At 71.1% G+C, this 22,484-nt stretch carries 19 protein-coding genes and 1 pseudogene; 11 read left to right on the top strand and 9 right to left on the bottom strand.

The features are described from left to right. Positions 1-142: 142 nt before the first annotated feature. Positions 143-2,383 carry an RNA polymerase recycling motor ATPase HelR gene (helR, locus tag ACWCRJ_RS00390; protein WP_450937156.1) on the top strand — a complete coding sequence of 747 codons (2,241 nt, stop codon included), beginning with the start codon at positions 143-145 and terminating at the stop codon, positions 2,381-2,383. A gap of 155 nt (positions 2,384-2,538) precedes the next feature. Here helR and ACWCRJ_RS00395 read toward each other — a convergent pair whose 3' ends face one another. The 3 genes from ACWCRJ_RS00395 to ACWCRJ_RS00405 form a co-directional block, all read right to left on the bottom strand. Next, positions 2,539-2,760 carry a hypothetical protein gene (locus ACWCRJ_RS00395; RefSeq protein ID WP_450937157.1) on the bottom strand — a complete coding sequence of 74 codons (222 nt, stop codon included), beginning with the start codon at positions 2,758-2,760 and terminating at the stop codon, positions 2,539-2,541. Positions 2,761-2,910: 150 nt separating this feature from the next. Beyond that, entirely contained in the window at positions 2,911-3,402 is a 492-nt protein-coding gene (locus ACWCRJ_RS00400; RefSeq protein ID WP_097249726.1) for a hypothetical protein, read from the bottom strand. Positions 3,403-3,436: 34 nt separating this feature from the next. Then, the gene (locus ACWCRJ_RS00405; protein WP_450937158.1) at positions 3,437-4,312 is read right to left on the bottom strand and encodes a bile acid:sodium symporter family protein; all 876 of its coding nucleotides are present in this window, start codon (positions 4,310-4,312) and stop codon (positions 3,437-3,439) included. A 237-nt stretch (positions 4,313-4,549) separates the two neighbouring features. On the opposite strand from ACWCRJ_RS00405, the gene ACWCRJ_RS00410 reads away from it, so the two are divergent. Together ACWCRJ_RS00410 and ACWCRJ_RS00415 are read left to right on the top strand one after the other, a co-directional pair. Beyond that, complete coding sequence (locus ACWCRJ_RS00410) at positions 4,550-4,813, top strand: CopG family transcriptional regulator (protein ID WP_450937159.1); 264 nt, start codon at positions 4,550-4,552, stop codon at positions 4,811-4,813. Between the two features lie 49 nt (positions 4,814-4,862). Then, positions 4,863-5,131, top strand: a pseudogene (locus tag ACWCRJ_RS00415) (type II toxin-antitoxin system VapC family toxin); the annotation flags it as partial. A 131-nt stretch (positions 5,132-5,262) separates the two neighbouring features. Here ACWCRJ_RS00415 and ACWCRJ_RS00420 read toward each other — a convergent pair. The 3 genes from ACWCRJ_RS00420 to ACWCRJ_RS00430 all read right to left on the bottom strand — a co-directional run bounded on the left by ACWCRJ_RS00420 (position 5,263) and on the right by ACWCRJ_RS00430 (position 8,893). Next, complete coding sequence (locus tag ACWCRJ_RS00420; protein WP_450937160.1) at positions 5,263-5,802, bottom strand: DUF4232 domain-containing protein; 540 nt, start codon at positions 5,800-5,802, stop codon at positions 5,263-5,265. 480 nt (positions 5,803-6,282) lie between these two features. Beyond that, positions 6,283-6,585: a hypothetical protein gene (locus tag ACWCRJ_RS00425; protein WP_450937161.1), complete on the bottom strand. Its 303-nt coding sequence runs from the start codon at positions 6,583-6,585 to the stop codon at positions 6,283-6,285. A 250-nt stretch (positions 6,586-6,835) separates the two neighbouring features. Beyond that, the gene (locus ACWCRJ_RS00430; RefSeq protein WP_450937162.1) at positions 6,836-8,893 is read right to left on the bottom strand and encodes an RICIN domain-containing protein; all 2,058 of its coding nucleotides are present in this window, start codon (positions 8,891-8,893) and stop codon (positions 6,836-6,838) included. 395 nt (positions 8,894-9,288) lie between these two features. Between ACWCRJ_RS00430 and ACWCRJ_RS00435 the strand changes: the two genes are divergently transcribed. Further along, positions 9,289-10,320 carry a LacI family DNA-binding transcriptional regulator gene (locus tag ACWCRJ_RS00435; protein ID WP_450937163.1) on the top strand — a complete coding sequence of 344 codons (1,032 nt, stop codon included), beginning with the start codon at positions 9,289-9,291 and terminating at the stop codon, positions 10,318-10,320. Between the two features lie 6 nt (positions 10,321-10,326). On the opposite strand, the gene ACWCRJ_RS00440 is transcribed toward ACWCRJ_RS00435, so the two are convergent. Then, the gene (locus tag ACWCRJ_RS00440; RefSeq protein WP_450937164.1) at positions 10,327-10,647 is read right to left on the bottom strand and encodes a hypothetical protein; all 321 of its coding nucleotides are present in this window, start codon (positions 10,645-10,647) and stop codon (positions 10,327-10,329) included. Positions 10,648-10,830: 183 nt separating this feature from the next. Here ACWCRJ_RS00440 and ACWCRJ_RS00445 point away from each other — a divergent pair, with 183 nt between their 5' ends. From ACWCRJ_RS00445 to ACWCRJ_RS00460, 4 genes are all read left to right on the top strand, one after another. Next, positions 10,831-12,045, top strand: a complete 1,215-nt coding sequence (locus ACWCRJ_RS00445; protein ID WP_450937165.1) for a sensor histidine kinase — start codon at positions 10,831-10,833, stop codon at positions 12,043-12,045. Then, the gene (locus tag ACWCRJ_RS00450; RefSeq protein WP_450937166.1) at positions 12,042-12,797 is read left to right on the top strand and encodes a response regulator; all 756 of its coding nucleotides are present in this window, start codon (positions 12,042-12,044) and stop codon (positions 12,795-12,797) included. The genes ACWCRJ_RS00445 and ACWCRJ_RS00450 overlap by 4 nt, the downstream gene beginning before the upstream one ends. Before the next feature lie 128 nt (positions 12,798-12,925). Then, on the top strand, positions 12,926-14,116 hold the full coding sequence (locus ACWCRJ_RS00455; protein ID WP_450937167.1) for a serine hydrolase domain-containing protein: 1,191 nt from the start codon (positions 12,926-12,928) through the stop codon (positions 14,114-14,116). A gap of 95 nt (positions 14,117-14,211) precedes the next feature. Then, positions 14,212-15,453, top strand: a complete 1,242-nt coding sequence (locus ACWCRJ_RS00460; RefSeq protein ID WP_450937168.1) for a Rieske 2Fe-2S domain-containing protein — start codon at positions 14,212-14,214, stop codon at positions 15,451-15,453. 135 nt (positions 15,454-15,588) lie between these two features. Here ACWCRJ_RS00460 and ACWCRJ_RS00465 read toward each other — a convergent pair whose 3' ends face one another. Together ACWCRJ_RS00465 and ACWCRJ_RS00470 are read right to left on the bottom strand one after the other, a co-directional pair. Continuing rightward, a complete protein-coding gene (locus tag ACWCRJ_RS00465) occupies positions 15,589-16,251 on the bottom strand; it encodes a response regulator (RefSeq protein WP_450937169.1) in 663 nt (220 codons plus the stop codon). After that, on the bottom strand, positions 16,226-17,398 hold the full coding sequence (locus tag ACWCRJ_RS00470) for a sensor histidine kinase (protein ID WP_450937170.1): 1,173 nt from the start codon (positions 17,396-17,398) through the stop codon (positions 16,226-16,228). Before ACWCRJ_RS00470 ends, ACWCRJ_RS00465 begins: the two co-directional genes overlap by 26 nt. Before the next feature lie 175 nt (positions 17,399-17,573). Between ACWCRJ_RS00470 and ACWCRJ_RS00475 the strand changes: the two genes are divergently transcribed. The 3 genes from ACWCRJ_RS00475 (at position 17,574) to ACWCRJ_RS00485 (ending at position 22,451) form a co-directional block, all read left to right on the top strand. Then, positions 17,574-19,844, top strand: coding sequence for an MMPL family transporter (locus tag ACWCRJ_RS00475; protein ID WP_450937171.1), 2,271 nt, complete (start codon positions 17,574-17,576; stop codon positions 19,842-19,844). Positions 19,845-20,064: 220 nt separating this feature from the next. Continuing rightward, positions 20,065-20,253, top strand: coding sequence for a hypothetical protein (locus tag ACWCRJ_RS00480; protein ID WP_450937172.1), 189 nt, complete (start codon positions 20,065-20,067; stop codon positions 20,251-20,253). Positions 20,254-21,146: 893 nt separating this feature from the next. After that, positions 21,147-22,451, top strand: a complete 1,305-nt coding sequence (locus ACWCRJ_RS00485) for a phospholipase D-like domain-containing protein (RefSeq protein WP_450937173.1) — start codon at positions 21,147-21,149, stop codon at positions 22,449-22,451. The last annotated feature ends 33 nt before the right edge of the window (positions 22,452-22,484 follow it).

Below are 22,484 nucleotides of genomic sequence, written 5' to 3' on the forward strand. Positions count from 1 at the left end.
GACCCACCACGCACCCTGCACCACCGACCGTGCAGGCTTGTCCCACACACCCCCAGGAGGACCAGTAACACCGCAGGCAGGACACCCAGCAGCACCCATGGTCGTAGACAACCCCCCATTCGGAGCGTTCGGAGCGATTGACATGAACCCCCCGACCACCAGCCCCAGCGCGTTCGACCTCCCCGACCGCCTCTCCGCCAAGGCCGACCCGGCGCTGATCGCCGCCGACGAGCGGTACTTCGCCGCGCTCGCCGCCTGCCTCGCCCAGTCGATCGCCGAGGTGTCCGCCCAGCTCGACGCCGCGCGCAGGGCTCCCGGCGGGATGGGCCGGCACGCGATGGACCGGGACACGGAGGTCCACCGTCTGACCGCCCGCCTGCGCACCCTGCGCCGCTTCGGGCTGGACCTGTGCCTGGGCCACATGGTGACTCCGGACGACCCCGACCCCGTCTACATCGGCCGCCTCGGCCTCACGGACAGCGCGACCGGCCGCCGTCTGCTGATCGACTGGCGCTCCCCGGCCGCCGAGCCGTTCTTCGGCGCGACCCACGCCAACCCGATGGGCCTGACGAGCCGCCGCCGCTACCGCTGGACGAACGGCCGGATCAGCGACTACTGGGACGAGGTGTTCTCCCGCGACGAACTGGACGGACTCACCGGCCACCACGCCGCGGCCCTCGACGACCAGTCCGCCTTCATCGCCAGCCTCGGCACCAACCGGTCGGAGCGCATGCGGGACGTCCTCGGCACCATCCAGGCCGACCAGGACGCCATCATCCGCGCGAGTTCCCGGGGCGCGCTGGTCGTGGACGGCGGCCCCGGCACCGGCAAGACCGTCGTCGCCCTGCACCGCTCGGCGTACCTGCTCCACTCCGACCCCCGGCTCGGCCACCGCCGGGGCGGCGTCCTCTTCGTGGGTCCGCACCGCCCGTACCTCTCCTACGTCGCCGACGTGCTCCCGAGCCTCGGCGAGGAGGGCGTACAGACGTGCATCCTGCGCGACCTGGTCGCGGAGGGGGCGGCGGCCGGTACGGAGAGCGACCCGGAGGTGGCGCGCCTGAAGTCGTCGGCGGCTCTGGTGGGCTCGATCGAGAAGGCCGTCCGCTTCTACGAGGAACCCCCCGCCAAGGGCATGACGGTCACCACCCCCTGGTCCGACATCTGGCTGAGTCCCGAGGACTGGGCGGCCGCCTTCGACGCGGCGGAACCCGGCACCCCGCACAACGAGGCCAGGCACCAGGTCTGGGAGGAGCTCCTGACGATCCTGACGGACAAGCACGACGCCGAGGCCGACCCCGATCCCGACCCGGAGACCTCCGCCGCCCCCACCCCCGCGCTCCTGCGCAGGTCACTCCTCCAACACCGCGACCTGGTCACGACCTTCAACCGCGCCTGGCCCCTCCTCGAAGCTGCGGACCTGGTCGGAGACCTGTGGTCGGTGCCGGCGTACCTCCGGATGTGCGCGCCCTGGCTCGGCCGCGAGGAGGTTCAGCGGCTCCAGCGCGAGGAGCCCCAGGCCTGGACGACGTCCGACCTTCCCCTCCTGGACGCGGCCCGTCAGCGCCTCGGCGACCCGGAGACGGCCCGCCGCAAGCGCCGCCACGCGGCGACCCTCGCCGCGCAGCGTGAGCGCATGAGCCAGGTCGTCGACAACCTGGTCCAGGCCGTGGCCAACTCCGGCGCCGACGGGGACGAGGGCATCGGCCTGGTGAACATGCTCCGGGGCGAGGACGCGCAGGTCAGCCTGGTGGACGACTCCGAGCTGGCCGTCGCCGATCCCGACCTGCTCGCGGGTCCGTTCGCCCATGTCGTCGTGGACGAGGCGCAGGAGCTGACGGACGCGGAGTGGCAGATGCTGTTGCAGCGCTGCCCGTCCCGGAGCTTCACCATCGTCGGCGACCGCGCCCAGGCCCGGCACGGCTTCACGGAGTCCTGGCAGGAACGCCTGAAGCGCGTGGGCCTCGACCGCGTCACCCTGGCGTCCCTGACGATCAACTACCGGACGCCGGAGGAGATCATGACGGAGGCGGAGCCGGTGATCCGGGCGATGCTTCCCGACGCGAACGTCCCTACCTCGATCCGCAGCGGGGGCGTCCCGGTCGTCCACGGCCCGGTCTCGGACCTGGACGAGACCCTGGAGACGTGGCTGGCCACCCACGCGGACGGTATCGCCTGCGTCATCGCGGCGCCGGGGTCGCCCCGTACGACCCCTACGTCGCCCCGGGTCCGCACCCTGACCCCCGAGCTGTCGAAGGGCCTCGAATTCGACCTCGTGGTCCTCATCGATCCGGAGGACTTCGGCGAGGGCATCGAGGGGGCGGTGGACCACTACGTCGCGATGACGCGGGCGACGCAGCGGCTGGTCGTCCTGACGTCGCGATGACGCGGCGACGCGGGCGACGCGGCCGCCGGTCGTCCTGACGTCGTCCTGACGTCGTCCTGGGGCTTCGTCCTGGGGCTTCGTCCTGGGGCTTCGTCCTGACTTCGTCCTGGGGCTTCGTCCTGACTTCGTCCCGACGTGGTCAGGACGACGACGTCTCAGGCGACCGCCCTGGCCTCGGCCAGCCGGTGGAAGGCCCGGGTGGTGCCGGGGTGCACCATCTCGTCCAGCAGATGCCGCCAGTCGGGGTCGGAGACGGGGGCGGGGTGCGCCCGGTCCCACGCGACGAGGAACGGACCGAAGCCGCTCTCGTCCCGTGCCTCGGGGGCGTGCGTCTCCGTCCCGGTGGCGCTCGTCTTCGAAGGCCGCGTCGACTTCATGGGGAGTCTCCCTCCGTCTGGGAACCGTGCGCTCGCGGAACCCGCCTCACTCCACGGTCCCGCACACGAGTGCCCAGGACCATGCGGCCCTCACCGAACCGGGGGTGCGGCCACCCGCACCCCCGGGGGACCCGCTCTCCCCCGCTTCCCTCAGCCCCGCCGGGCGGCCCCGTCCGGCCACACCACGTCCACGGGGATGCCGGCCGCTCGGGCGTCGAGGACGGCGTCGGCGGTGCCGCCGCCGTTGCCGGTCGGCGGTGCGCCGTTCCACACGGCGACGAGACGGTCGGCGCGCGCGACGAGTACGGCGTTGGCGGCCTCGTACGCCTGCCGTCCGGCCGTCTCGTAGGGCAGCGCGACGACCTCCTCGGCGGCTTCGACCAACCGGTCGTAGGACGCCCCGTGCTCGGCCTCGACCGTGTTCCGGCGGTAGTCCCGCGACGGCGTGACGACGACCAGCCGCCCCCCGAGCGCGAGCACGGCCTCGGCGAACAGGGTGTCGGCCCCCTTGGCGACACACGACACCCCGACGAGTCCCCCGTCGGCGGCGTAGGGCCTGAGCAGTGCGTCCAGGGCCGCCCGCACCAGGGGGACGGTGTTCTCGGTCAGATCAAGATGCCCGGTCACCGCGATGGTCGTCACGGCCGTCCCTCCCTCTCCGTACGCGCTCACGGGCTCAGCTCGCCGTCGAAGGATTCTCTGAGCGGTTCCGGGTGATGGCGTAGCCGAAAGCCGTCGCCAACACATACATGAGAACCGAGTAGACAGCGCTGGGAACCGCCACCTCGGTGCTGTCGAGAATGCTCAGGGCGATGGTGAGGGCCACCGTGGTGTTGTGGATGCCCACCTCCATGGCGCTGGCGACAGCCTGGGGCTCGTTCAGGCGAAGGGCCTTGGCGCCGCCGTAGCCGATACAGAGGCTCGCCAGACAGAAGAGGCCGGTGACCAGGCCGACTTGGCGAAGGTAGTCCGCGAGGTTCTCCCGCTCTCCCAACAGCGCCCCCAGGGACACCGCGACCAGGATGACGATGGAGAACACGCGGACCGGGCGGTCCGCGCGGGCGGCGAAGTCCGCGGAGCGCTTCCGGACGAGCATCCCGAGACCGACCGGGACGAGCACGATGGCGATCACTTGCAACACCTTGCCGAACTGCAGTCCCAGGTCGCCCTCGGCATCGAAGTAGTTGATGGCCAGGTTGGTGATGAGGGGAATGGTGACGGCGGCCAGCACGGAATTGATGGCGGTGAGGGTGATGTTGAACGCCACATCGCCGCGGAACAGGTGGCTGAAGAGGTTGGCGGTGGTGCCGCCCGGGGAGGCGGCCAGCAGCATCACGCCCACGGCGAGCAGCGGGTCCACGTCGAAGAGTTCGACCAGCCCGAAGGCGAGCAGCGGCAGCACCGCTATCTGCACGGTCAGGGCGAACACGACCGCCTTCGGCGAACGGGCCACCCGCTTGAAGTCGCCCGTGGTGAGCGAGAGCCCGAGGCCGAACATGATGACGGCGAGCGCGACGGGCAAGCCGGTGGTGATCAGCGCTGAATCGTTCATGCCTCACGCTTTCTGAATGACGGCATGACAGCAGCAGAGATGGCGAGACTGCCGCACGGCCCGTAGGTCGCCACAGTGAAGCAGTTGCCGAGTCTCTGTCACAAGGTTCGTGCTGGTCAGCGTGATCTGCGATTCGACGGACCGGTGCTCTGCGCGGCGTATATGGCGTGACATGTGGGGCTTCGGTGCGGAACGAGAGGGAGGATCGGAGGCAGGATCGGAGGCAGGATGAGTGGCATGAGTGCCCCTACCGGTAAGTACTCGATCACCATGCCGCGCGACATCGCCGAGGCGGCCAAAGCCCGCAGCGGCCCCTCCGGCCTGTCCGCCTATGTGGCCGCCGCCGTCGCACGCCAGATCGAGCGGGACAATCTCAACGAGCTCATCCAGGTCGCGGAGGCCGAGCACGGGCCCGTCACCTACGAAGAGATCCAGGCCCTGCGCGACCAGCTCCACGAGACCCGACGGCAGCAGGCCCAGGGCCGTGCGAGCGCCGTATGACCCGCTCCTGGGGTGCCACCCCGCTCCTGGGTATCGAAGGGCTGGCCAAAGCCTGGTGGAAGTGGTCCACCCCCGGATCAACCGCCCGGCCCTCGAATGGACCCTCTCCCGTCTCGTCATCGAACCGGTCACCGAGCCCATCGCCCGCCACGCCGTCGAACTCCTCGCCGACGCGGCCTGCACGGCCACGAGTACGCCATCGACGCCATGCTCGGCGCCACCGCCCTCGCCGCCCCCGGCCCCACGACGGTCCTCACCTCGGACCCCGAGGACCTGACCGCCCTGTGCGGCTCCCGCATCACCGTCATCAAGGTCTGAGGGAAGGCACCGGGCGTACCACCTCTCGGACGTGGCCACCGCTCCGCCCAGGGGCCTGGACTCGTTCCGCGAGTCCGGCGGTGGCCGCCGCCGATACCGCCTGAGGAGGGCTCAGACGCAGGTCAGGATGGTCACAGCCCGATCGGGTTGAGGAAGGTGCCCGGGTGGGTGGCGCCGTCCTGCTTCAGGATCTGGCCGCCGAACGGCCACTTCAGGGTGAAGGACTTCGTCTCGTCCGGCGGGGTCACCACGAACTTCGCCGGAACGAACTTCTCCGCCTTCGGAGTGGAAGCGGCCACCGGGAGCAGCGTGATGCTGAAGTCCACCGTGCCACCCGGCTCCAGGGTCAGCTTCGAGGGCGTCCTGGAGGAGCGCACCAGTGACCAGGTGCCGTCGGTCGTCTGCGCGCCGACCATGTCGACACCGGCGAACCCGGACAGGGTGCAGGTGCGCTCACTCTGGTTGGTGAACCAGATGTACGCCTGCGTCTGCTTCTCGGTCTGCCCCATCTCCGGCGCGGCGTCACCCCCGGTGGCGAAGCCGGCCTTCAGGTCGGCCGTGTGGCAGCGGGTGGGCGCGGCCTTGGCGGCGGCCGAGGCAGGTAAGGCGGTAGCGGCAGTACCGGCGGCGACGACGGCCGCAAGGGCCATGACGGTCAGCTTGCTCTTCATGAAGTTACGGATTCCCCTCGCGTACGAATCGGCGCGCCAGGTCGATGCGCGCCTACGCACCTCAAGAGGGGTATTGCCCGGCGGAGGTTCGGTGCACCGGACATTCTTTCCAGGTGACCGAACTCGCGACCGAGGCCACGCACGAGGCTTCACACGATGCGGAACCGACGCGGCGGCGGCCCGGCCCGGCTCACGGTCCAGACCCCGAACGTCGGCGTGTGTGAGACCGCAAGGGGGCCGGGTTCGCCAGGCGGCACCGGCTAGCGGGCGCACAGGGCAGCCCTGCCACGACGCAAGCCTTCTCGACTGTTCGAGCCGACTCCTCCGCATCCCGCAACGACTCCTCGCCCTGGCTGCGGATCTAATCGGCCGCGACCCCCCAGTAACCCATCAGCGCGTGCGGACCGGGTGCCCGGTGAGATCGCGGCACCGTGGACAGCAGTCGGAAGGAGACGAGGGGACTACGGCCAGGCGGAGCCGCTACTCCTGGACGGGAAGGTCCGGGTGGGTGGCCAGGAAGATCTGGTAGGCGACCGCCGCGGCTGCTCCCAGAAGGGACAGCGCGCCGCCCGCGACGGCTCGCGACCTGTTCGCCCGGCCCTGCGCCGACGCCCGGTACTCGATCCAGGCCCGCGCGAGGCCGACGAGGGCCAGGGGCAGGGCGGCCACGGAGACGAGGATCCAGAACGGACAGCAGAACCAGCACGCCACGGACGCCCCACCGAAGAAGACGGCGAACTCCCCTGTCTGTCGGGGCTCGTCCGGTGCGTCGGTGGAAAGCATGGGCCGATTCAAGCAGAGCCCTTGCGGGAGCCTACGGCGCTCGACGACAGGCGCACCGGCACCCCACCGGCCCCGGCGCAGAGCCGCCAGACACCACCCCGCTCGACGCCCGGAGAGGCTGGCCATCGGACGGTGCCCAGGGGAACGTCCGGTGCGAACGCGTCAGGGCACGAGCGCACGAGGAAGCCCCAGGACGATGCCTGGGGCTTCCTCGTGGGCCGTGGACGCGGGTCCCGGTCGCTTCCGGCGGCTACGAAGCCGGCGTCACATCCGTCAGCTTCCAGCGCTGGTTCGAGCCCGAGTTGGGGATCCAGAGGCCCACGCCCGCGCCGTCGTTGGTGGACTGGCCGCCGACGTCGGTGAGTTGGCCGGTGGCCGCGTTGACCAGGGTCCAGGTGGAGTCGCCGGTGGTGGAGAGGATCCACTGGGCGGCCTTGTCGCGGGTGCCCGTGTCGGGCTCGGCGACCAGGGAGCCGCCCCGGACCGCCAGGCGCTTGTGGGAGGCCGCCTCGGTCAGGACGTAGCGGGTGCGGTTGTCCGTCGGGCCGGTGCCGACGCGGTCCAGGGTCCATCGCTGGCCGGCGGCGGCGGTCGTGTTCGGGTTCTTGATGACCAGGCTCTTGCCGTCGGCGGCGACGGCCAGGTTCTTGCTGCTCTGGACGCCGGTCAGGGTGTAGGTGTGGTCGTCCTGCAGCTCGGCGGCGGAGGTGGCGACGCCCGAGACGTTGCTGATCAGGAACGACGTCACCGACTGGGCCGGGACCGTGATGGTGGCCTTCTTGTCCCGGACGTCCACGGCCTTCTGGCGGACCAGCTTGCCGGAGGCGTCCGTCACCACCGGGGTGACCCGCGCGTGCTTGCCGACGTCGCCGAAGCGGGAGAGGTCGAGCGTCACCGCGCGCGGTGCCGTCGTGCTGTTGACGTGGACGACCGTCGCCTTCTTGCCCTTCTTCGCGACCGCGGCCGTGCTCGACGTGTCGTCGGTCTTGATGAGGCGGTCGCCCGGCTTGATGTAGTGCGTGAAGTTACGGGCCGTGTCGAACTTGGTGTTCGTGTAGATGGGGCACGACTTCAGCGTGTCCGTCGACTTGCAGGAGAACGACATCTGGATGGAGCCCCAGTTGCCGCCCTTGGCGGACTCGCCGCCCGGCTTCATGTTGTCGTAGTCCTCGACCGGCTGCCAGAAGACCCAGGCCTGGGGCTCCAGTTCGCGCAGGTCGTTGACCATCTGCTGGGCGAGGCCCAGGCCGGGGCGCATGTCGGTGAAGCTCTGGCCGTCGCCCCAGTCGCCCTCGACCTCGCTCATCCACAGCGGCTTGTCGGCCGCCTTGGCGAGGTCACGGACCATGGTGCGCTGGCCGGTGCCGTAGGTGTGGACGTTCATCTGGCCGACGAGGTCGCGGACTTCCTGGGGGTAGGAGTTCCAGTTCGTGGCGAAGATGCTCGGGTTGGTCTCGTCCATCGCGGAGATCTCCGCGTCCGTACGGGACTTGTCCAGGACCGGGGCGAGCGCCTTGAGGACCTTCTGCTGCAGCTCCGGGCCGATGTGGGCGCCCTCCTGGCGGCCGCCGGTGGGCTGGCCGTCCGCGCCGAGCTTGGTGCCCCAGTAGTTCGTGTTGGGTTCGTTGAAGGGGTCGAGGGTGTCGACCTTGATGTGGTGCGCCTTCTCCAGGCGCTCGGTGGCGCCGACCAGGTACTTGGCGAAGTCGTCGACCGAACTGGCCTTCAGCTGGTCCTTGGAGGAGTCGAAGCCGCCGGAGACGTAGCCGCTCTCCGTCATGAACCACGGCGGGGAGTTGCTGAAGGTCTCCCAGTGGTCGATGTCGTTCTTGATGCGGTCGACCCACCAGCGCTGGGTGGCGTCGGCGTCCTTGTTCCAGTCGTTCTTGTCGTCGGCGCTCCACCAGTCGACGTCCGTGCGGGTGGTGCCCGCCGGGGCCTTCCACCAGCCCTCCACCGCGCCGCCGGCCCGCAGGTAGTCCTTGACGTCGGGGGCGTTGCCGCCGCCGATGTTGTAGCGGGCGATGTTGAGGTCGAGGCCGTCCTTGCCGAAGAGGAGGTCGGCCAGCTTCTCGCGGACCTCCGGGGGGTAGTCGCCGGTGGCGTTGGCGAACCACACCAGGCTGGTGCCCCAGCCCTCGAAGCCGGCCGCCTTGTAGGAGGGGTCGGGGCGGACCGTCACCGAGGCGACGGCGGCCGTGTCGGCGTGCGCCAGCGGCAGCGAGGTCGTGGCCATGGCCGTTCCGGTGGCCAGGGCCGTGACGCCGATGGCCCCCAAGAGCCGTCTCGTACGGGTGCGGTGTGCCATTCGAGTACTCCAACTCTTCCGTGGGTCGCGTCCCGGCGAGACACGGAGAAAGGGGCCGGCGTTCGGCGTGGTGCGGTTCGTGCGACGCGTGGTGGTGCGGTTCGGACTGCTGAGGGCTCAGACTGGTACGGGTTCAGACTGGTACGGAGCGGTTCGTTGCGCTCTCATAGGGTTTGTCTCGATGCATGTTTACGTAAACATCCACTGAGGCGGATGTCTACACTGTCCGAATCGCGGCGGTCAAGGATTGGTAAGAGATCAACACGTCGTTCCGGAAGTGCCGGAAGTGGCACAAGGGCCGGACCAGCAGGAAGAGTCGGGGGAATCAGGTGGACGCGACCGACGGTCGTAGCACGACGAGGAGACGCTCCGCCCGGCCCCGGCAGGGGCCCTCCATGGGTGACGTCGCGCGGCTCGCCGGTGTCTCCTCCCAGACCGTCTCCCGGGTGTCCAACGGGTTCGCCGGGGTCAACGAGGACACCCGGCGGCAGGTGCTCACCGCGATGCGGGAGCTGGGGTACCGGCCCAACAGCGCCGCGCGGGCGCTGCGGCGCGGGGAGTTCCGGACGCTCGGCGTGATCACCTTCTCCCTCTCCACCCTGGGGAACATCCGCACGCTCGACGCGATCGCCACCTCCGCCGCGCGGGAGGGGTACGCGGTCACGCTGCTGCCCGTCGCCGTACCGACGCAGGACGAGGTGAACGGGGCGTTCTCACGGCTCGGGGAGCTGGCCGTGGACGCCGTGATCGTCATCATGGAGGTGCATCTGCTGGACGCGGCGACCGTGTCGGTGCCGCCCGGGGTGCAGGTGGTGGTGGCGGACTCGGACGCCGGGGACCGGTACACCGTCGTCGACACCGACCAGGCGGGCGGCGCGCGGGACGCCGTACGGCATCTGCTGGAGCTGGGGCACGCGACGGTGTGGCATCTGGCCGGGCCCGAGGACTCCTTCGCGGCGCAGCGGCGGGCCAACGCCTGGCGCGCCACGCTCGACGAGGCCGGGTGCGAGGCGCCGCCGCTGGTACGGGGCGACTGGTCGGCGGAGTCCGGGTACCGGGCCGGGCTGCGGATCGCCGAGGAGACGGACTGCACGGCCGTGTTCGTCGCGAACGACCAGATGGCACTGGGGTTGCTGCGGGCCCTGAACGAGCGTGGGCGTCGCGTTCCCGAGGACGTCAGTGTCGTCGGGTTCGACGACATTCCCGAGGCCGCGTCCTTCCTGCCGCCCCTCACCACCGTCCACCAGGACTTCGCGGAGGTGGGGCGGCTGTGTGTGGAGGGGGTGCTGAGCAAGATGCGGGAGGGCGGGGTGGAGAGCCAGGGCCGGCGGGACGGGCAGGAGAGCGGGGAGCACGGTACGACGCTCGTGCCCACGCGGCTCGTACGGCGGCGGAGTACGGCATCGCCGCCGACGCCCGTGCGCTGAGCGCGCTCAGCTCTCGCGCGTCGCCGGCTCCTGTTCCTGTTCCTGCGGGTGCTGATGCTGCCGCCCGTGCCGCTGTTCCCGCTGGTTCCGTTCGTTCCAGAGGTGGGCGAGTTCGTCGAACGCACTGTGGAGACGGCGTACTTCCCAGAGCAGGTAGACGCCGGCGCCGGCGAACGGGAGCCACGCGCCCCAGTGGAAGACGAGCGCCGGCGTGGACAGCAGGCCGACCAGGACGAAGAACTTGAGCAGGATCACCGTGTACGGCTGGTTCTGTTCGACCATGGCGCGTTCTCCCCGGCCCGGAATCCACACCAAGCGCGACCTCATGCCACCCTCCCTCGGGCTCGCCCTGGAACCCCAGGGGTGCCCCTCGGACTCCGCTGGTCATCATGCCGTCGCCGTTCGGTGCGGACCACGTACGGGCCGGTAAGGGCTCGCACAGGTTTCTTCACAAGCGGTGGGGTCGGTTCTTCTTCGCGCCGTGCGGAGGAGGGTGTGAGGTGGAGAGTCGTGAGTGGCATACGGGGTGGGCGCGGCGTGCGGGAGTGGTGGGAGCGGGGGCGGGTGCTTGCGGAGGGATATCCGTGGGTGGTCGACGCCGGGGTCGCGCTGCTGGTGCAGGGGGCGGTGACGATGCCGTTCGTGGTGCCGCGGGCGGCCGGGATGCCGCCGGCGACCTGGGCGGCGTACGGGCTGACGACGCTGACCGTGGTGCCGCTGGTGTGGCGGCGGCGGGCCCCGATCGCCGCGCTGCTGGCGATCATGGTGACCAGCCTGGTCTACCAGGTGGCGCTGGACGGGCCCGGGCAGCCGCTGCCGTACAACGGGCTGGTGATCGTCTATACGGTCGCCGTGCTCTCGCCGCCGTGGAAACGGCTGGTCACCGGGGTGCTCGTGCTGGTCGCGGTGCCGGTGGGGGTGGGGCTCAACAGCCGGTCGGCGCGTGAACTGGCCTTCTCCGCCTTCGTGTTCGCGGCGGCCTACGTCTTCGGGCGGCTGACCGACGCCCGCCAGCGGGCGCACCGTGTCGAGGCCGAGCGGGCCGCCGCGCGCGAACGGGCCCGGATCGCCCGCGAGATGCACGACATCCTGTCCCACGCCGTGAGTCTGATGATCGTGCAGGCGGAGGCCGGGCCGGTGGCCGTGCGGACGGCGCCGGAGCGGGCCGAGGCCGCCTTCGACGCGATCTCCGAGGCCGGACGGGACGCCATGGTCCAGCTGCGGCGGATGCTGGGCGTGCTGCGGGAAGAGACCGAAGAGGGGGCCGGGGAGGGCGCTGGGGAGGGGCGCGCGCCCCGGGAGCCGCAGCCGGGGATCGGGGATCTGGCCGCGCTGCTGGACCGGGTGCGGGGCAGCGGGCTCGACGTCGTGCACGAGGTGGAGGGGCGGGAGCGGCCGCTGCCGGGTGCCACCGGGGCGTCCGTGTTCCGGATCGTGCAGGAGGCGCTGACGAACACGGTCCGGCACGCGCACGCCCGTACGGTCTCCGTGCGGCTCGTCTACGGGGACGACGACGTGCGTGTGGAGGTGACGGACGACGGGCGCGGGCCGCGCGCCGGGCACGCCGGCGGGCACGGGCTCGTCGGGGTGCGGGAGCGGGCGGCCGCGCACGGCGGCACGGCGCAGACCGGGGCGGGGCCCGGCGGACGGGGGTTCGGGGTGCGCGTACGGATACCGGTGGCGCCCCTCGCGGGCACGACGACCGGAGCGGGGGCGGGGCGTTGACGATCCGGGTGGTCGTGGCCGACGACCAGGAGCTGGTGCGCAGTGGCTTCGCGCTGATCCTCGACGTGCAGCCGGACATCGAGGTGGTCGCCGAGGTGGGTGACGGGGCGGCGGCGGTCGAGGCGGTGCGGCGGCACCGCGCCGACGTGGCACTGCTCGACGTCCGGATGCCCCGGACGGACGGGATCGAGGCCTGCCGGGCGATCAGGGAGAGCGGGGGCGCGGGCGGCGGGGACGGTGGCTGCCGGGTCGTGATGCTGACGACCTTCGACACCGACGAGTACGTGTACGAGGCGCTGCACGCGGGGGCGAGCGGGTTCCTGCTGAAGGACGTCCGGCGCGACGACCTCGTGCACGCCGTACGGGTCGTGGCGCGGGGCGACTCGCTGCTCGCGCCGTCCGTGGCGCGGCGGCTGGTGGAGCAGTACACGCGGCCGGCCGCCGCCCGGGCCGCGCGGCCCGACCCCCGGCTCGACGTGCTGACCGGGCGGGAGCGCGAGACGCTGTTGCTGCTGGCGCGGGGGCTGTCGAACGCCGAGATCGCCGCCGAACTGGTCGTCAGCGACCACACGGTCAAGACGCATGTCGGCAACGTGCTCGCCAAGCTCGGACTGCGGGACCGCATCCAGGCGGTGATCTGCGCCTACGAGACCGGTCTGATCGCGGCGGGGGACGCGCGCGCCCCGGCCGCGGGTCCCCCGCCCGGGGGAGTCCTCCGGCCCGGTTCCTCCCCCGCGTCGGCGAGGAAGTGACCGCACCCGGACCCCGAAGACCCCCGGCGCGGGCGATCCGCGCCGGGGCCGCCGGTCAGCAGGATGGAGCCGTCGAGAGCGACCCGCCGCAGGGTCGCGAACACCGGCTCACATCAACGGAGTTGACCATGAAGCGCGCCACCCGTTCACTGCTCGCCGCCGTCTTCGTCCTCGGGGTGGTGACGGGTCCGGCGGCCCTGCCGGCCACCGCCTCCTCGTCGGGCGGCCCCGGGGCCGTGACCGCGCCGTCGCGGACGGACCCCGCGACGGCCGCCGCGCTGGAGGCCGCCGTCGCCGGACTGCCCGCCGCCGACGCCACCGCCGCGCTCGTACGGGTCGGGGGCACCGACGGGGTGTGGCGGGGCAGTTCGGGGGTGCGCGACCTGACGACCGGCCGCGCCGCCGATCCGCACGCCCGCTTCCGGGTGGGGTCCGTGACCAAGGTGTTCACGGCGGCCGTGGTGCTGCAGCTGGCCGCCGAGGGGAAGGTCGACCTCGACCGGAGCGTCCGCGCGTATCTGCCGGAGCTGATTCCGGCGTCGTACGGCGGGGTCACGGTCCGGCAGTTGCTCGATCACACGCACGGCATCCCGGCGGCCGACTTCCCGGGGACGACGGTCGAGGAGTGGTACGCGAACCGTTTCCGCGTCCACGACCCGGAGGCGATGGTGCGGTCGGCCACGGCGAAGGAGCGTGAGTTCGCGCCGGGTGAGCGGCAGCACTACCTCAACATCGGCTACACGATCGCCGGCCTGCTGGTGGAGCGGGTGACCGGGGACTCCTACGAGCGGCAGGTCACCCGGCGGGTGCTGAGGCCGCTCGGGCTGCGCGACACCTACCTCCCGGGCGCCGACCCGCGGATCGTCGGCCCGCACAACCACGGGTACCAGCGGATGACGCTGGACGACGGGTCGACCGGGCTGCGGGACGTGACCGTGTGGGGGGTGACGGACGGGTGGGCGGCCGGGGACATCGTCTCGACCACGGCGGATCTGGAGCGGTTCACCCACGCGCTGTTCGGGGGGCGGGTCGTGCCGCGCGGGCCGCTGCTGGAGGAGATGTTCACGGTGCCGAAGGTGACCGCCTTCCCGGGCGGCAAGCCGGCCGAGTACGCCGTCGGGCTGGCCAGGAAGGTGCTCGGCGGGCGTGAGGTGTGGGGCAAGACGGGCGGCCGCTGGGGCTACAACGCGGCCATCGCCTCCACCCGCGACGGCTCCCGCACGCTCGTCTACAGCGTCAACTCCACGGATGCCAAGGGCCGGGACGTGAGCAGGGTGGCCCTCGATGTGATGGTCGCGGCGTACGGGCCGCCGTCGTAGCGGGACGCGCGGTCAGTGCGCGCGTCGACGCCAACTGACCGCCAGGTGGAGCGAGTTGGGAGTCGTGGATCACGGTCGCCCTTAGCATCGATCTCATGCGATTTTGGCAGCGCCATGACAGTCGGACCCTTGATCCGACCACCCTGCCCCGTGATCCCCGTGCCGACGAGTATCCGATGCCGAGCGTGCCCCACGGGTGGTACGCCGTGCTGCGCAGCGGGGAGCTGCGGACGGGGAAGGTCGTCAGCCTGCACTACTTCGGGCGGGCACTGATCGCGTTCCGCGGGACGGACGGACGGGCGGCCGTGCGGGACGCGCACTGTCCGCACTACGGCGCGCATCTGGGCGTCGGCGGGAAGGTCGTGGACGGGACGGTGGAGTGCCCGTTCCACGGGTGGCGGTTCGGGGCGGACGGGCGGTGCGTGGAGGCGCCGTTCGCCGCGCGGACGCCCAAGGTGTCGATCGGCGGGTTTCCGGTGCGGGAGCACAGCGGGCTCGTGTTCGTGTACGCCGGGCCGGGCGAGCCGGCGTGGGAGGTGCCGGAGATCGGGGAGACGGGGTCACGGGACTTCGCCTCGCCGATCGACGACGTCTGCCGGGCGCGGATCCATGTCCAGGAGATGCGCGAGAACATCGTCGACGAGTCCCACTTCCACTTCATCCACGGGCAGAGTGAGCCGCCGGTCCAGGAGTGGCGGGAGGACGGGCCGTTCGCCGAGGCCCGGGGGACGATCAGCAGGCGGGTGTTCGGCTGGAACATCGACAACACGTTCGACGCGTACATGTACGGGCCGGGGGTGATGGTCGTGCGGGCCCACGGGCCGGTGCTGTCGGTCACGGCCGTCGCGCTCAGCACACCCGTCGACGACCGCACGAGCGAGCTGCGAATGCTGTACTACCTGCGCAAACCGGCCTGGCTTCCCTTCTTCACCCCCCTGTTCAAGCTCGTCTTCCGGGCCGAGGCACTGGGCGAGGTACGCGAGGAGGTCCGGATCTGGGACCACAAGATCCACCAGCCCCGGCCGGTACTGCTGCCGCACGAGAAGGGGATCAGGGCGCTGCGGCGGTGGTACGCGCAGTTCTATCCGGGGCGGGGGGAAGAAGCGGCCGCGGGCTCCGGGGAAGGTGCGATCGGAGGTTCGGCGCAGGGTTCGGCCGGGGGCTCGGCCGAGCACGCGACGGCCGGAACGGACAGTGACACGACCGCCGAGTCGCCCAGGGTCGCGATCGGCGGACCGGCGGACGGCACGGGCGGGGGTTCGGTCGACCACCCGGCCGGGGGCAGCACCGAGGGCTCGGCGAAAGACGCGCCGCAGGAAGCGGCCCAGGTGTATTGATCACGCCTGGGCCGCGGGGCTCCCGGCCTCCTGATACGTCACGCTCTGGGGCGGGTGGCACGTGCGGCCGTCGTGAGCCGACCGGTGCATCGATGTCCGGGCGGGCATTCATGGGACATGGCCCGGCACCCTGGCTCAGGTTGCGGGGAGGATACGGCGCGTTTCGTAGGCCCACATCGCGATCTCGACCCGGTTGCGGGCGCCGAGTTTGGCCATCAGGCTGGCCAGATGCGTCTTCACCGTGCTGAGGCTGATGTGCAGTGCATCGGCGATCTCGGTGTTGGTCAGCCCGCGAGCGACGGCGAGGAGCACCTGCTCCTCGCGGGCGGTGACGGGGGAGACGGGCTGGGCCACGGGCCGGCCGGCGGGCAGGTCCGCGAACGTCTGGAGCAGGCGGACGGTGACGCTGGGCGCGATGAGCGCCTCACCGTCGGACGCCGACCGTACGGCCTGCGCCAGAAGGTCCGGTCCCGTGTCCTTGAGGAGGAATCCGCGGGCGCCGGCACGCAGTGAGCCATAGACGTACTCGTCGAGGTCGAACGTGGTGATGACGACCACGACCAGCGGGTCGGCGACGCCCGGGCCGGCGACCAGCCGGGTGGCCTCGAGCCCGTCGATCACGGGCATACGGATGTCGAACAGACAGACGTCGGGGCGCAGTTCGCGGGCCAGACGTACCGCTTCCCGCCCGTCGGCGGCCTCACCGACCACCTCGATTCCGGGCTGGGCGTTCAGCATGATCCGCAACCCGTTGCGGATGATCGCCTGGTCGTCAGCGACGAGGACGCGAATGGACACCGCTCTCGCTCCTCGCTCTCGGCAGTTCGGCTTCGACATGCCAGCCCCGGTCGGTGCCCGGGCCGGCTCGTAGTGTGCCGCCGAGCAGGGTCGCGCGCTCGCGCAGTCCGGTAAGTCCGTATCCGTCGCGACCCCGGCCGGTGCGCCGGCCGTTGTCGCGCACGCTCACCCGTACCGTGTGCCGTTCCGCGGCGACCCGGACGACGAGATCGGTCGCGTCGACCGCATGGCGCAGCGCGTTGGTCACCGACTCCTGCACGATCCGGTAGACGGCCGCGTCCACGGTGGGGGACAGCGCGTCCAGTTCGCCGTCGAGCCCCAGGTCGACCCTGAGGCGGCCACCCGGGGTGCGCACCAGGCGCTCCAGATCCGCGACTCCGGCAGGCGGCGCCAGCTCGGCGCCGACCCCGCGGTCGCGCAGCGCGGCGACCATGGCGCGCATTTCCTCCAGCGTGCGCGCCCCTTCCTCCTCGACCCCCTCCAGCGCCTCGACGGCGGCGGACGGGTCGGTGCCCGCGAGCACCCGGCCCGCCTGAGCGATGATCACCATGGCCGACACGTGGTGGGCCACCGTGTCGTGCAGTTCCCGGGCGAGCTGCTCGCGCTCGCGGGAGCGCACCTGATCCACCTGCCGCTCGCGAGCGGTCACCCGGAACCGCACGGCAGCGCCGACCACCCCGGGCAGCATCAGGAAGACGAGGCCCACGACCTTTTCGACGACCGGGGTGTCGTCCGCGACGGCACACAGCGTGCCGACCGCGAGGATCACAGCGCCGCCCAGCACGGTCTCGCGTCCCGATCCCCACCGGGGCAGCGCGTACACCAGCACGAGCACGACCGTGCCGGTGTACAGGCCGACGGGCTCGCGCGGTCCGGCGACGAGCCAGGCCACCTGGAGCAGGGCCACCGAGCCGAACGCCAGCGTCACCATCGCCAGCGGGCGGGTACGGCGCCACAGGGGCAGCAGCCACAGCCATACGGCGAACACCACCGCCACCGGCCGCCACACGACGTCCTCGCGCAGGGTGGCCTCCAGCGCCACACCGGCAAGGCCCGCGGCGAGCAGCGCCCAGTCCCGCCGCACCCGGGCGGTCGCGCCGGGCGGCCGGGGTTCGGTCCACAGGGTTCGCAGGTCGTCTCGGAGCACGGTTCTCAGCCTAGGGACCACGGCGGGCCGCGCATCGGCCGAAAGGACGGGTTGTCACTCCGCCCCGGGGCCGACGGATCCGCGGCCCGCGGGCCGATGCCGCGGAGCGCCGTGGCGACGAGCCTCGGCATCGGCGGCCGTACAAGGACGGCCGACAAGGTGGTTGGAGGACCCGATGCTCTCGAAAGCCCTGTTGCGTCTGGGCGCAAGCGCCGCCCGCCATCCCTGGCGGGTGATCGCGGCATGGCTGGTCGCCGCCACGCTCGTCGTCCTCGCCGCCGTCGCCTTCGGCGGGCGGACCGCGGACTCGATGACCGCTCCGGGACTGGACTCGCAAAGGGCCGCGGAACTGATCGAGCGGGCCCGCACCGGCCAGGAGGGGATGACCGCCCAAGTGGTCGTCACCCCCCTCGACGGCGCTGCGACGTTCTTCGACCGCGGCAGCGCGCGCACCGCTCTCACGCGGCTGCAGACCGAGGTGGAGCGGCTGCCGCACGTGCTCGGCACGAGCGACCCGGCGGGGGCACTCGACGCACGCGGGGACACCGCCGTGCGCGGCGGCCTCGTCTCGGCCGACGGGCGGATCGCGGTCGTCCGGGTGCAGTACCCCGACCAGAGCCGGCTGTCGGCCGAGGACCTCGACGCCCTCGTCGATCTCGGGGACCGGCTGCGCGCCGAACTGCCCCTGCGCATCGAGATGGGCGGGAACCTCTTCTACGCCTTCTCCGACCCCGACGGCGGCGCGAGCGAGCTGATCGGCCTCCTCGCCGCGGCCGCGATTCTGTTCCTGGCGTTCGGTTCGCTCGTCGCCGCCGCGCTGCCGATCGGCATGGCGGTCTTCGGACTGACCGTCGGGGTCGCCACGATGACGGTACTGGCGGGGGTCACGGACGTCCCCACCTTCGCACCGGTCCTGGGCAGCATGGTCGGGCTCGGAGTGGGCATCGACTACGCGCTGTTCGTGCTCGCCAGGCACCGGGAGTACCTCGCGGGCGGGCTCGATCCGCAGACGGCGGCCGGACGAGCGGTGGCGACGGCGGGGCGGCCGGTGGTCTTCGCCGGCGGCACCGTCGTTGTGTCGATCCTCGGCCTGGCGGTCGCGAACGTGCCGTTCATGACGGTGGGCGGGGTTGCCGTCTCGATCGTCGTCCTGATCATGGTGCTCGCGTCGGTGACGCTGCTGCCGGCCTTCCTCGGCGCGGCGGGCCCGCGTCTGGGCCGGGCCGGTCGGATCGGCCGGGCTCTGCGGACCAGGAAGCCGGCCCGACTCGCACGGCGGCGGGACCCGGCGGCAGGCGCCGCTCACGCCGCCGGGTGGCGGCGCTGGATCGGGCACGTCAGCCGGCACCCGGTTCCGTACGCGGTCGGCGCGGCGGGGCTGCTGCTGACCGCGACGCTGCCCGTGCTCGGCCTGCGCGTCGGCCTGCCCGACGACGGCTCACTTCCCCACAGCCGTACCGAGCGCCGGGCCTACGACCTCGTCGCCGAGGGGTTCGGCCCGGGCACCAACGGTCCCCTCGTCATCGCCGCGGACCCCACCGGTGATCCGGGAGTGCTGGACCGACTCGTCGGGGCGGTCGCGGCGGATCCGGGCATCGCATCCGTCGCGCCGACGCACACCGATCGGGCCACCGGCATCGCGACCCTCGTGGTGTTCCCGACCACCAGCCCTCAGGACAAGGCCACGGCCGACACCATCGCCCGGCTGCGCACCGACGTGCTGCCCACGGCGATCGGGCACGGCCCGGCCAGGGCCCACGTCGGCGGCGCCGCCGCGAGCCTGTCCGATGTGGGCCAACGCACCAGTGAGCGCCTGCCGGTGTTCGTCGCCGCCGTGCTGGCGATGTCGTTCCTGCTGCTGATGCTGGTCTTCCGCTCGATACTCGTACCGCTCAAGGCGGTTCTGCTGAACCTGCTGAGCATCGGCGCGGCCTACGGCATCATGGTCGCGGTCTTCCAGTGGGGCTGGGGAGGCGCACTCATCGGGCTGGAAGCGACGGTTCCGATCGTGTCGTTCATCCCGATGTTCCTCTTCGCCATCCTGTTCGGCCTGTCGATGGACTACGAGGTGTTCCTCCTCTCCCGCGTACGCGAGGAGTACCTGCGCACCGGCGACAACGGCACGGCGATCGTCGAGGGCGTCTCGCGCACCGCCCGGATCATCACCTCGGCCGCCCTCATCATGGTGGCGGTCTTCCTGTCCTTCGCCGTCGCAGACGACCCCTCCACCAAGATGTTCGGGCTCGGCCTGGCCACCGCGATCCTCATCGACGCCACGGTCGTCCGCATGGTGCTGGTACCGGCGACCATGACCCTCCTGGGCCGGGCCAACTGGTGGCTGCCGAAGTGGCTGGACCGGCTGCTTCCCCACGGCCCGGTCGGCACCGGCGACACCGACGCGGAGTTCACGGGTGCGGCCCCGCGTCCACGGTTGGCCGACCGTTGACTCGACTCCTGCCCGCCCTTGGCGTCCGGCACCTCAGCGCGTCACCCAGGGGCATCCGGACCGGTCCGTCGCACTCGCGTCACGTAGGACCGTCTCTCGGACCGGACCGTGTCACGAAGGCACACCCCACACATGGATCACGACTCGGTACGCACCCTAGGAGCAGGTGGGAGGCGATGCCTTTGGCGGTTCAAGGGGAGGCGGGGGGAAAGCTCCCCCCGTGGAGCAATCCGAGATCATGCGGCGAGTCGTGGGCATCCCCACCGAGGCGATCGAGATGCGGCGGCAGGTCCGCGAACATCTCGGAGGCCAGACGGCGTTGACGGGCGCCGTCTCCGCGTTGCTCACGGAGACGCTGCCCAGCGAGCAGCTACTCCGCGCCGAGGATGCGCAGACCGTGACCTCGTAACCCTTGAGGTTGAGCGCGGCCAACGGCAGGTCGTAGGCAGGTTCGGGATGGAACAGGGCTGGCCCCATAGGACGGGCTGTGAGGGGAAGCCCATTTCGATCGGCCTTTGTCAGGTCTTGGTTCGAGGGAGCGGAGGTTGGCTCCGCAACCAAGCCTCGTCACCCAGTGGGCCACCACCGCACGAGCGGCTTCGAGACAGGCTCACGGACGGCGAGTGACCCGGCTAGGCGGGCGGTCGGGTAGCGGGACGGAGCAATGAGCGGCCCGGCCGAGTGCCCGATCGTTCGGAGAAGGCGCCGCGCACGGCTGGCCCTCTTATCTGGGGTTACGGAGGCGGTCCCGCAGCTTGAGTCCATGATCGCCATGCAGGCAAGGCACTCCACCGGTTCACGGCACGGAATGCGGCTCATCCAGGACCACGGTGACAAGGAACTGGAATCATCGTAGGCGATGGCGCTGCAGTAATGCTGCAGTCGGCCTGCCCCATGCGCTCGTGGAGGGCACCGCTCACGGTGGCCCGTCCCCACTTCCAACTCTCCGGCCTGCGTACCTGCTTTCCTGCCTCCTCGTGCAACCCTTCGACGCCTTCGCAAGTCTCCTGATTGCCGAACGATGGATCAATGAGTCATACATGGAACAACTTCGGGCAGACACTAACGGACCAGCACTTCGTCGACCGGGATGTCCGCCGAATGTCCCGGTCCCCTCGCAGGATCCGCCCCTGATCGGCGGCCTCCTCGCCGCGTCGGCGGCTCGGCGGAGGTCGGCTGGGAGGGCTGTGCGACGTTCTGGGTGAACGCCGGCTGCCGGGCTCGCCGCGGTGGCCACCCTGGGGCGATCAGCACGGCTACACCCGACTCGTCATCGGCAACAGCCCAGCGAAAGGGCCGTCCATGAAGCGAACGTTCACATTGATCAGTGCACTGGCCGTCACCGCGCTGTCGCCGACCGCGGCGCACGCTGCGGTCAAGAAGGCCAAGACTCCCCTCAGTTGCGAGTCCCGGACGTTCACCTCGACACCGGGTCCTCGCTTCAACGACCCGGAGGACCCCGACGCCCGGATGAACGTCATGGCCCCGATCATCGAATCGATCAACAGCGCCAGTTGCGGGCAGACCATACGCGTCGCCATGTACTCGATCGGCAGCACGCAGCCGGGCCCGGACTTCGCCAACGCCCTGATCGCCGCGCACCAGCGCGGCGTCATCGTCAAGGCGCTGATGGACGTGCACAGCGACAACGCGGTCTGGCAGTCGTTGGTCACCGAGCTCGGCAACGATCCGCGAGCCTCCAGCTTCGCCGCGCTGTGCCCGGGCGGCTGCCTGACCCACTATTCCGGCTCCTCCCTGCACGCGAAGTACTACATGTTCAGCGGCGGGAGCGGCGCGAACAGGACCGTGACCGTCAGCAGCGCCAACCCCACGTCCGCCCAAGCCAATACCGCGTGGAACAGCAGCGCCACCGTCAAGGGCAACGTCGACCTGTACAACCTCTACGCCCGCTACTTCACCGCCATGGCCAAGGGTGCGCTCAACGGCCCGGGCCCGCTGATGCCCGACTACTACAGCTCCACCGACGGCCAGGCCGCCAGGACACTGTCCCCGCCCTCCTACCAGTGGCCCAAGGCACGCTCCAAGAGCGACACCTGGGTCGACTTCCTGAACAACGTCAAGGCGCCGGCCACGATCAACATAGCCATGTTCCAGTGGACCTCTCACGGGCAGCCGGGCGACCGGAACTATCTCGAACTGCCGAAGAAGCTGGTGAGCCTGGCACAGACCGGCGTCAAGATCCGCATACTCCTCACCGCCGGTCAGGTCGACAGCAGCGTGCAGAACCACCTGAAGGACCGGCCGAACATCTCCGTGCACGACACCAGCCGCGGAATCGACGCGAACGGCCACGCCCTGCACTACACGCACGACAAGTACATGATGGTCAGCGGCGGCTACGCAGGTACGGTCAACTCCAGAATCGTGTTCGTCGGCTCCGCGAACTGGACAAGCAACGGCGTCTGGCACAACGACGAGTCGGACCTGAAGCTGGTCGGCCAGTCCAGCTACGACGCGTTCATGACGGACTGGCAGAACCAGTACGACCGCTGCTGCGGGACCGCAACTCTGAAGCTGGGCGCAGAGGAGCGCGCCGAGAACACGGCACGCGAGATTCCGATCGACCCGAAGCAGGCCAAGGAGTAGGCATTCCCCGCCGCCCGGTCACCCCTGTGGGTA

The sequence above is a fragment of the Streptomyces sp. NPDC002324 genome, from assembly GCF_053593335.1.

Bases quoted from the DNA above. Each gene is read 5' to 3' on its own strand.
- ACWCRJ_RS00420 (WP_450937160.1), bottom strand. From the start codon at position 5,802: ATGAAGAGCAAGCTGACCGTCATGGCCCTTGCGGCCGTCGTCGCCGCC.
- ACWCRJ_RS00425 (WP_450937161.1), bottom strand. From the start codon at position 6,585: ATGCTTTCCACCGACGCACCGGACGAGCCCCGACAGACAGGGGAGTTC.
- ACWCRJ_RS00395 (WP_450937157.1), bottom strand. From the start codon at position 2,760: ATGAAGTCGACGCGGCCTTCGAAGACGAGCGCCACCGGGACGGAGACG.
- ACWCRJ_RS00405 (WP_450937158.1), bottom strand. From the start codon at position 4,312: ATGAACGATTCAGCGCTGATCACCACCGGCTTGCCCGTCGCGCTCGCC.
- helR (WP_450937156.1), top strand. From the start codon at position 143: ATGAACCCCCCGACCACCAGCCCCAGCGCGTTCGACCTCCCCGACCGC.
- ACWCRJ_RS00430 (WP_450937162.1), bottom strand. From the start codon at position 8,893: ATGGCACACCGCACCCGTACGAGACGGCTCTTGGGGGCCATCGGCGTC.
- ACWCRJ_RS00435 (WP_450937163.1), top strand. From the start codon at position 9,289: ATGGGTGACGTCGCGCGGCTCGCCGGTGTCTCCTCCCAGACCGTCTCC.
- ACWCRJ_RS00460 (WP_450937168.1), top strand. From the start codon at position 14,212: ATGCGATTTTGGCAGCGCCATGACAGTCGGACCCTTGATCCGACCACC.
- ACWCRJ_RS00475 (WP_450937171.1), top strand. From the start codon at position 17,574: ATGCTCTCGAAAGCCCTGTTGCGTCTGGGCGCAAGCGCCGCCCGCCAT.
- ACWCRJ_RS00410 (WP_450937159.1), top strand. From the start codon at position 4,550: ATGAGTGCCCCTACCGGTAAGTACTCGATCACCATGCCGCGCGACATC.
- ACWCRJ_RS00485 (WP_450937173.1), top strand. From the start codon at position 21,147: ATGAAGCGAACGTTCACATTGATCAGTGCACTGGCCGTCACCGCGCTG.
- ACWCRJ_RS00455 (WP_450937167.1), top strand. From the start codon at position 12,926: ATGAAGCGCGCCACCCGTTCACTGCTCGCCGCCGTCTTCGTCCTCGGG.
- ACWCRJ_RS00440 (WP_450937164.1), bottom strand. From the start codon at position 10,647: ATGAGGTCGCGCTTGGTGTGGATTCCGGGCCGGGGAGAACGCGCCATG.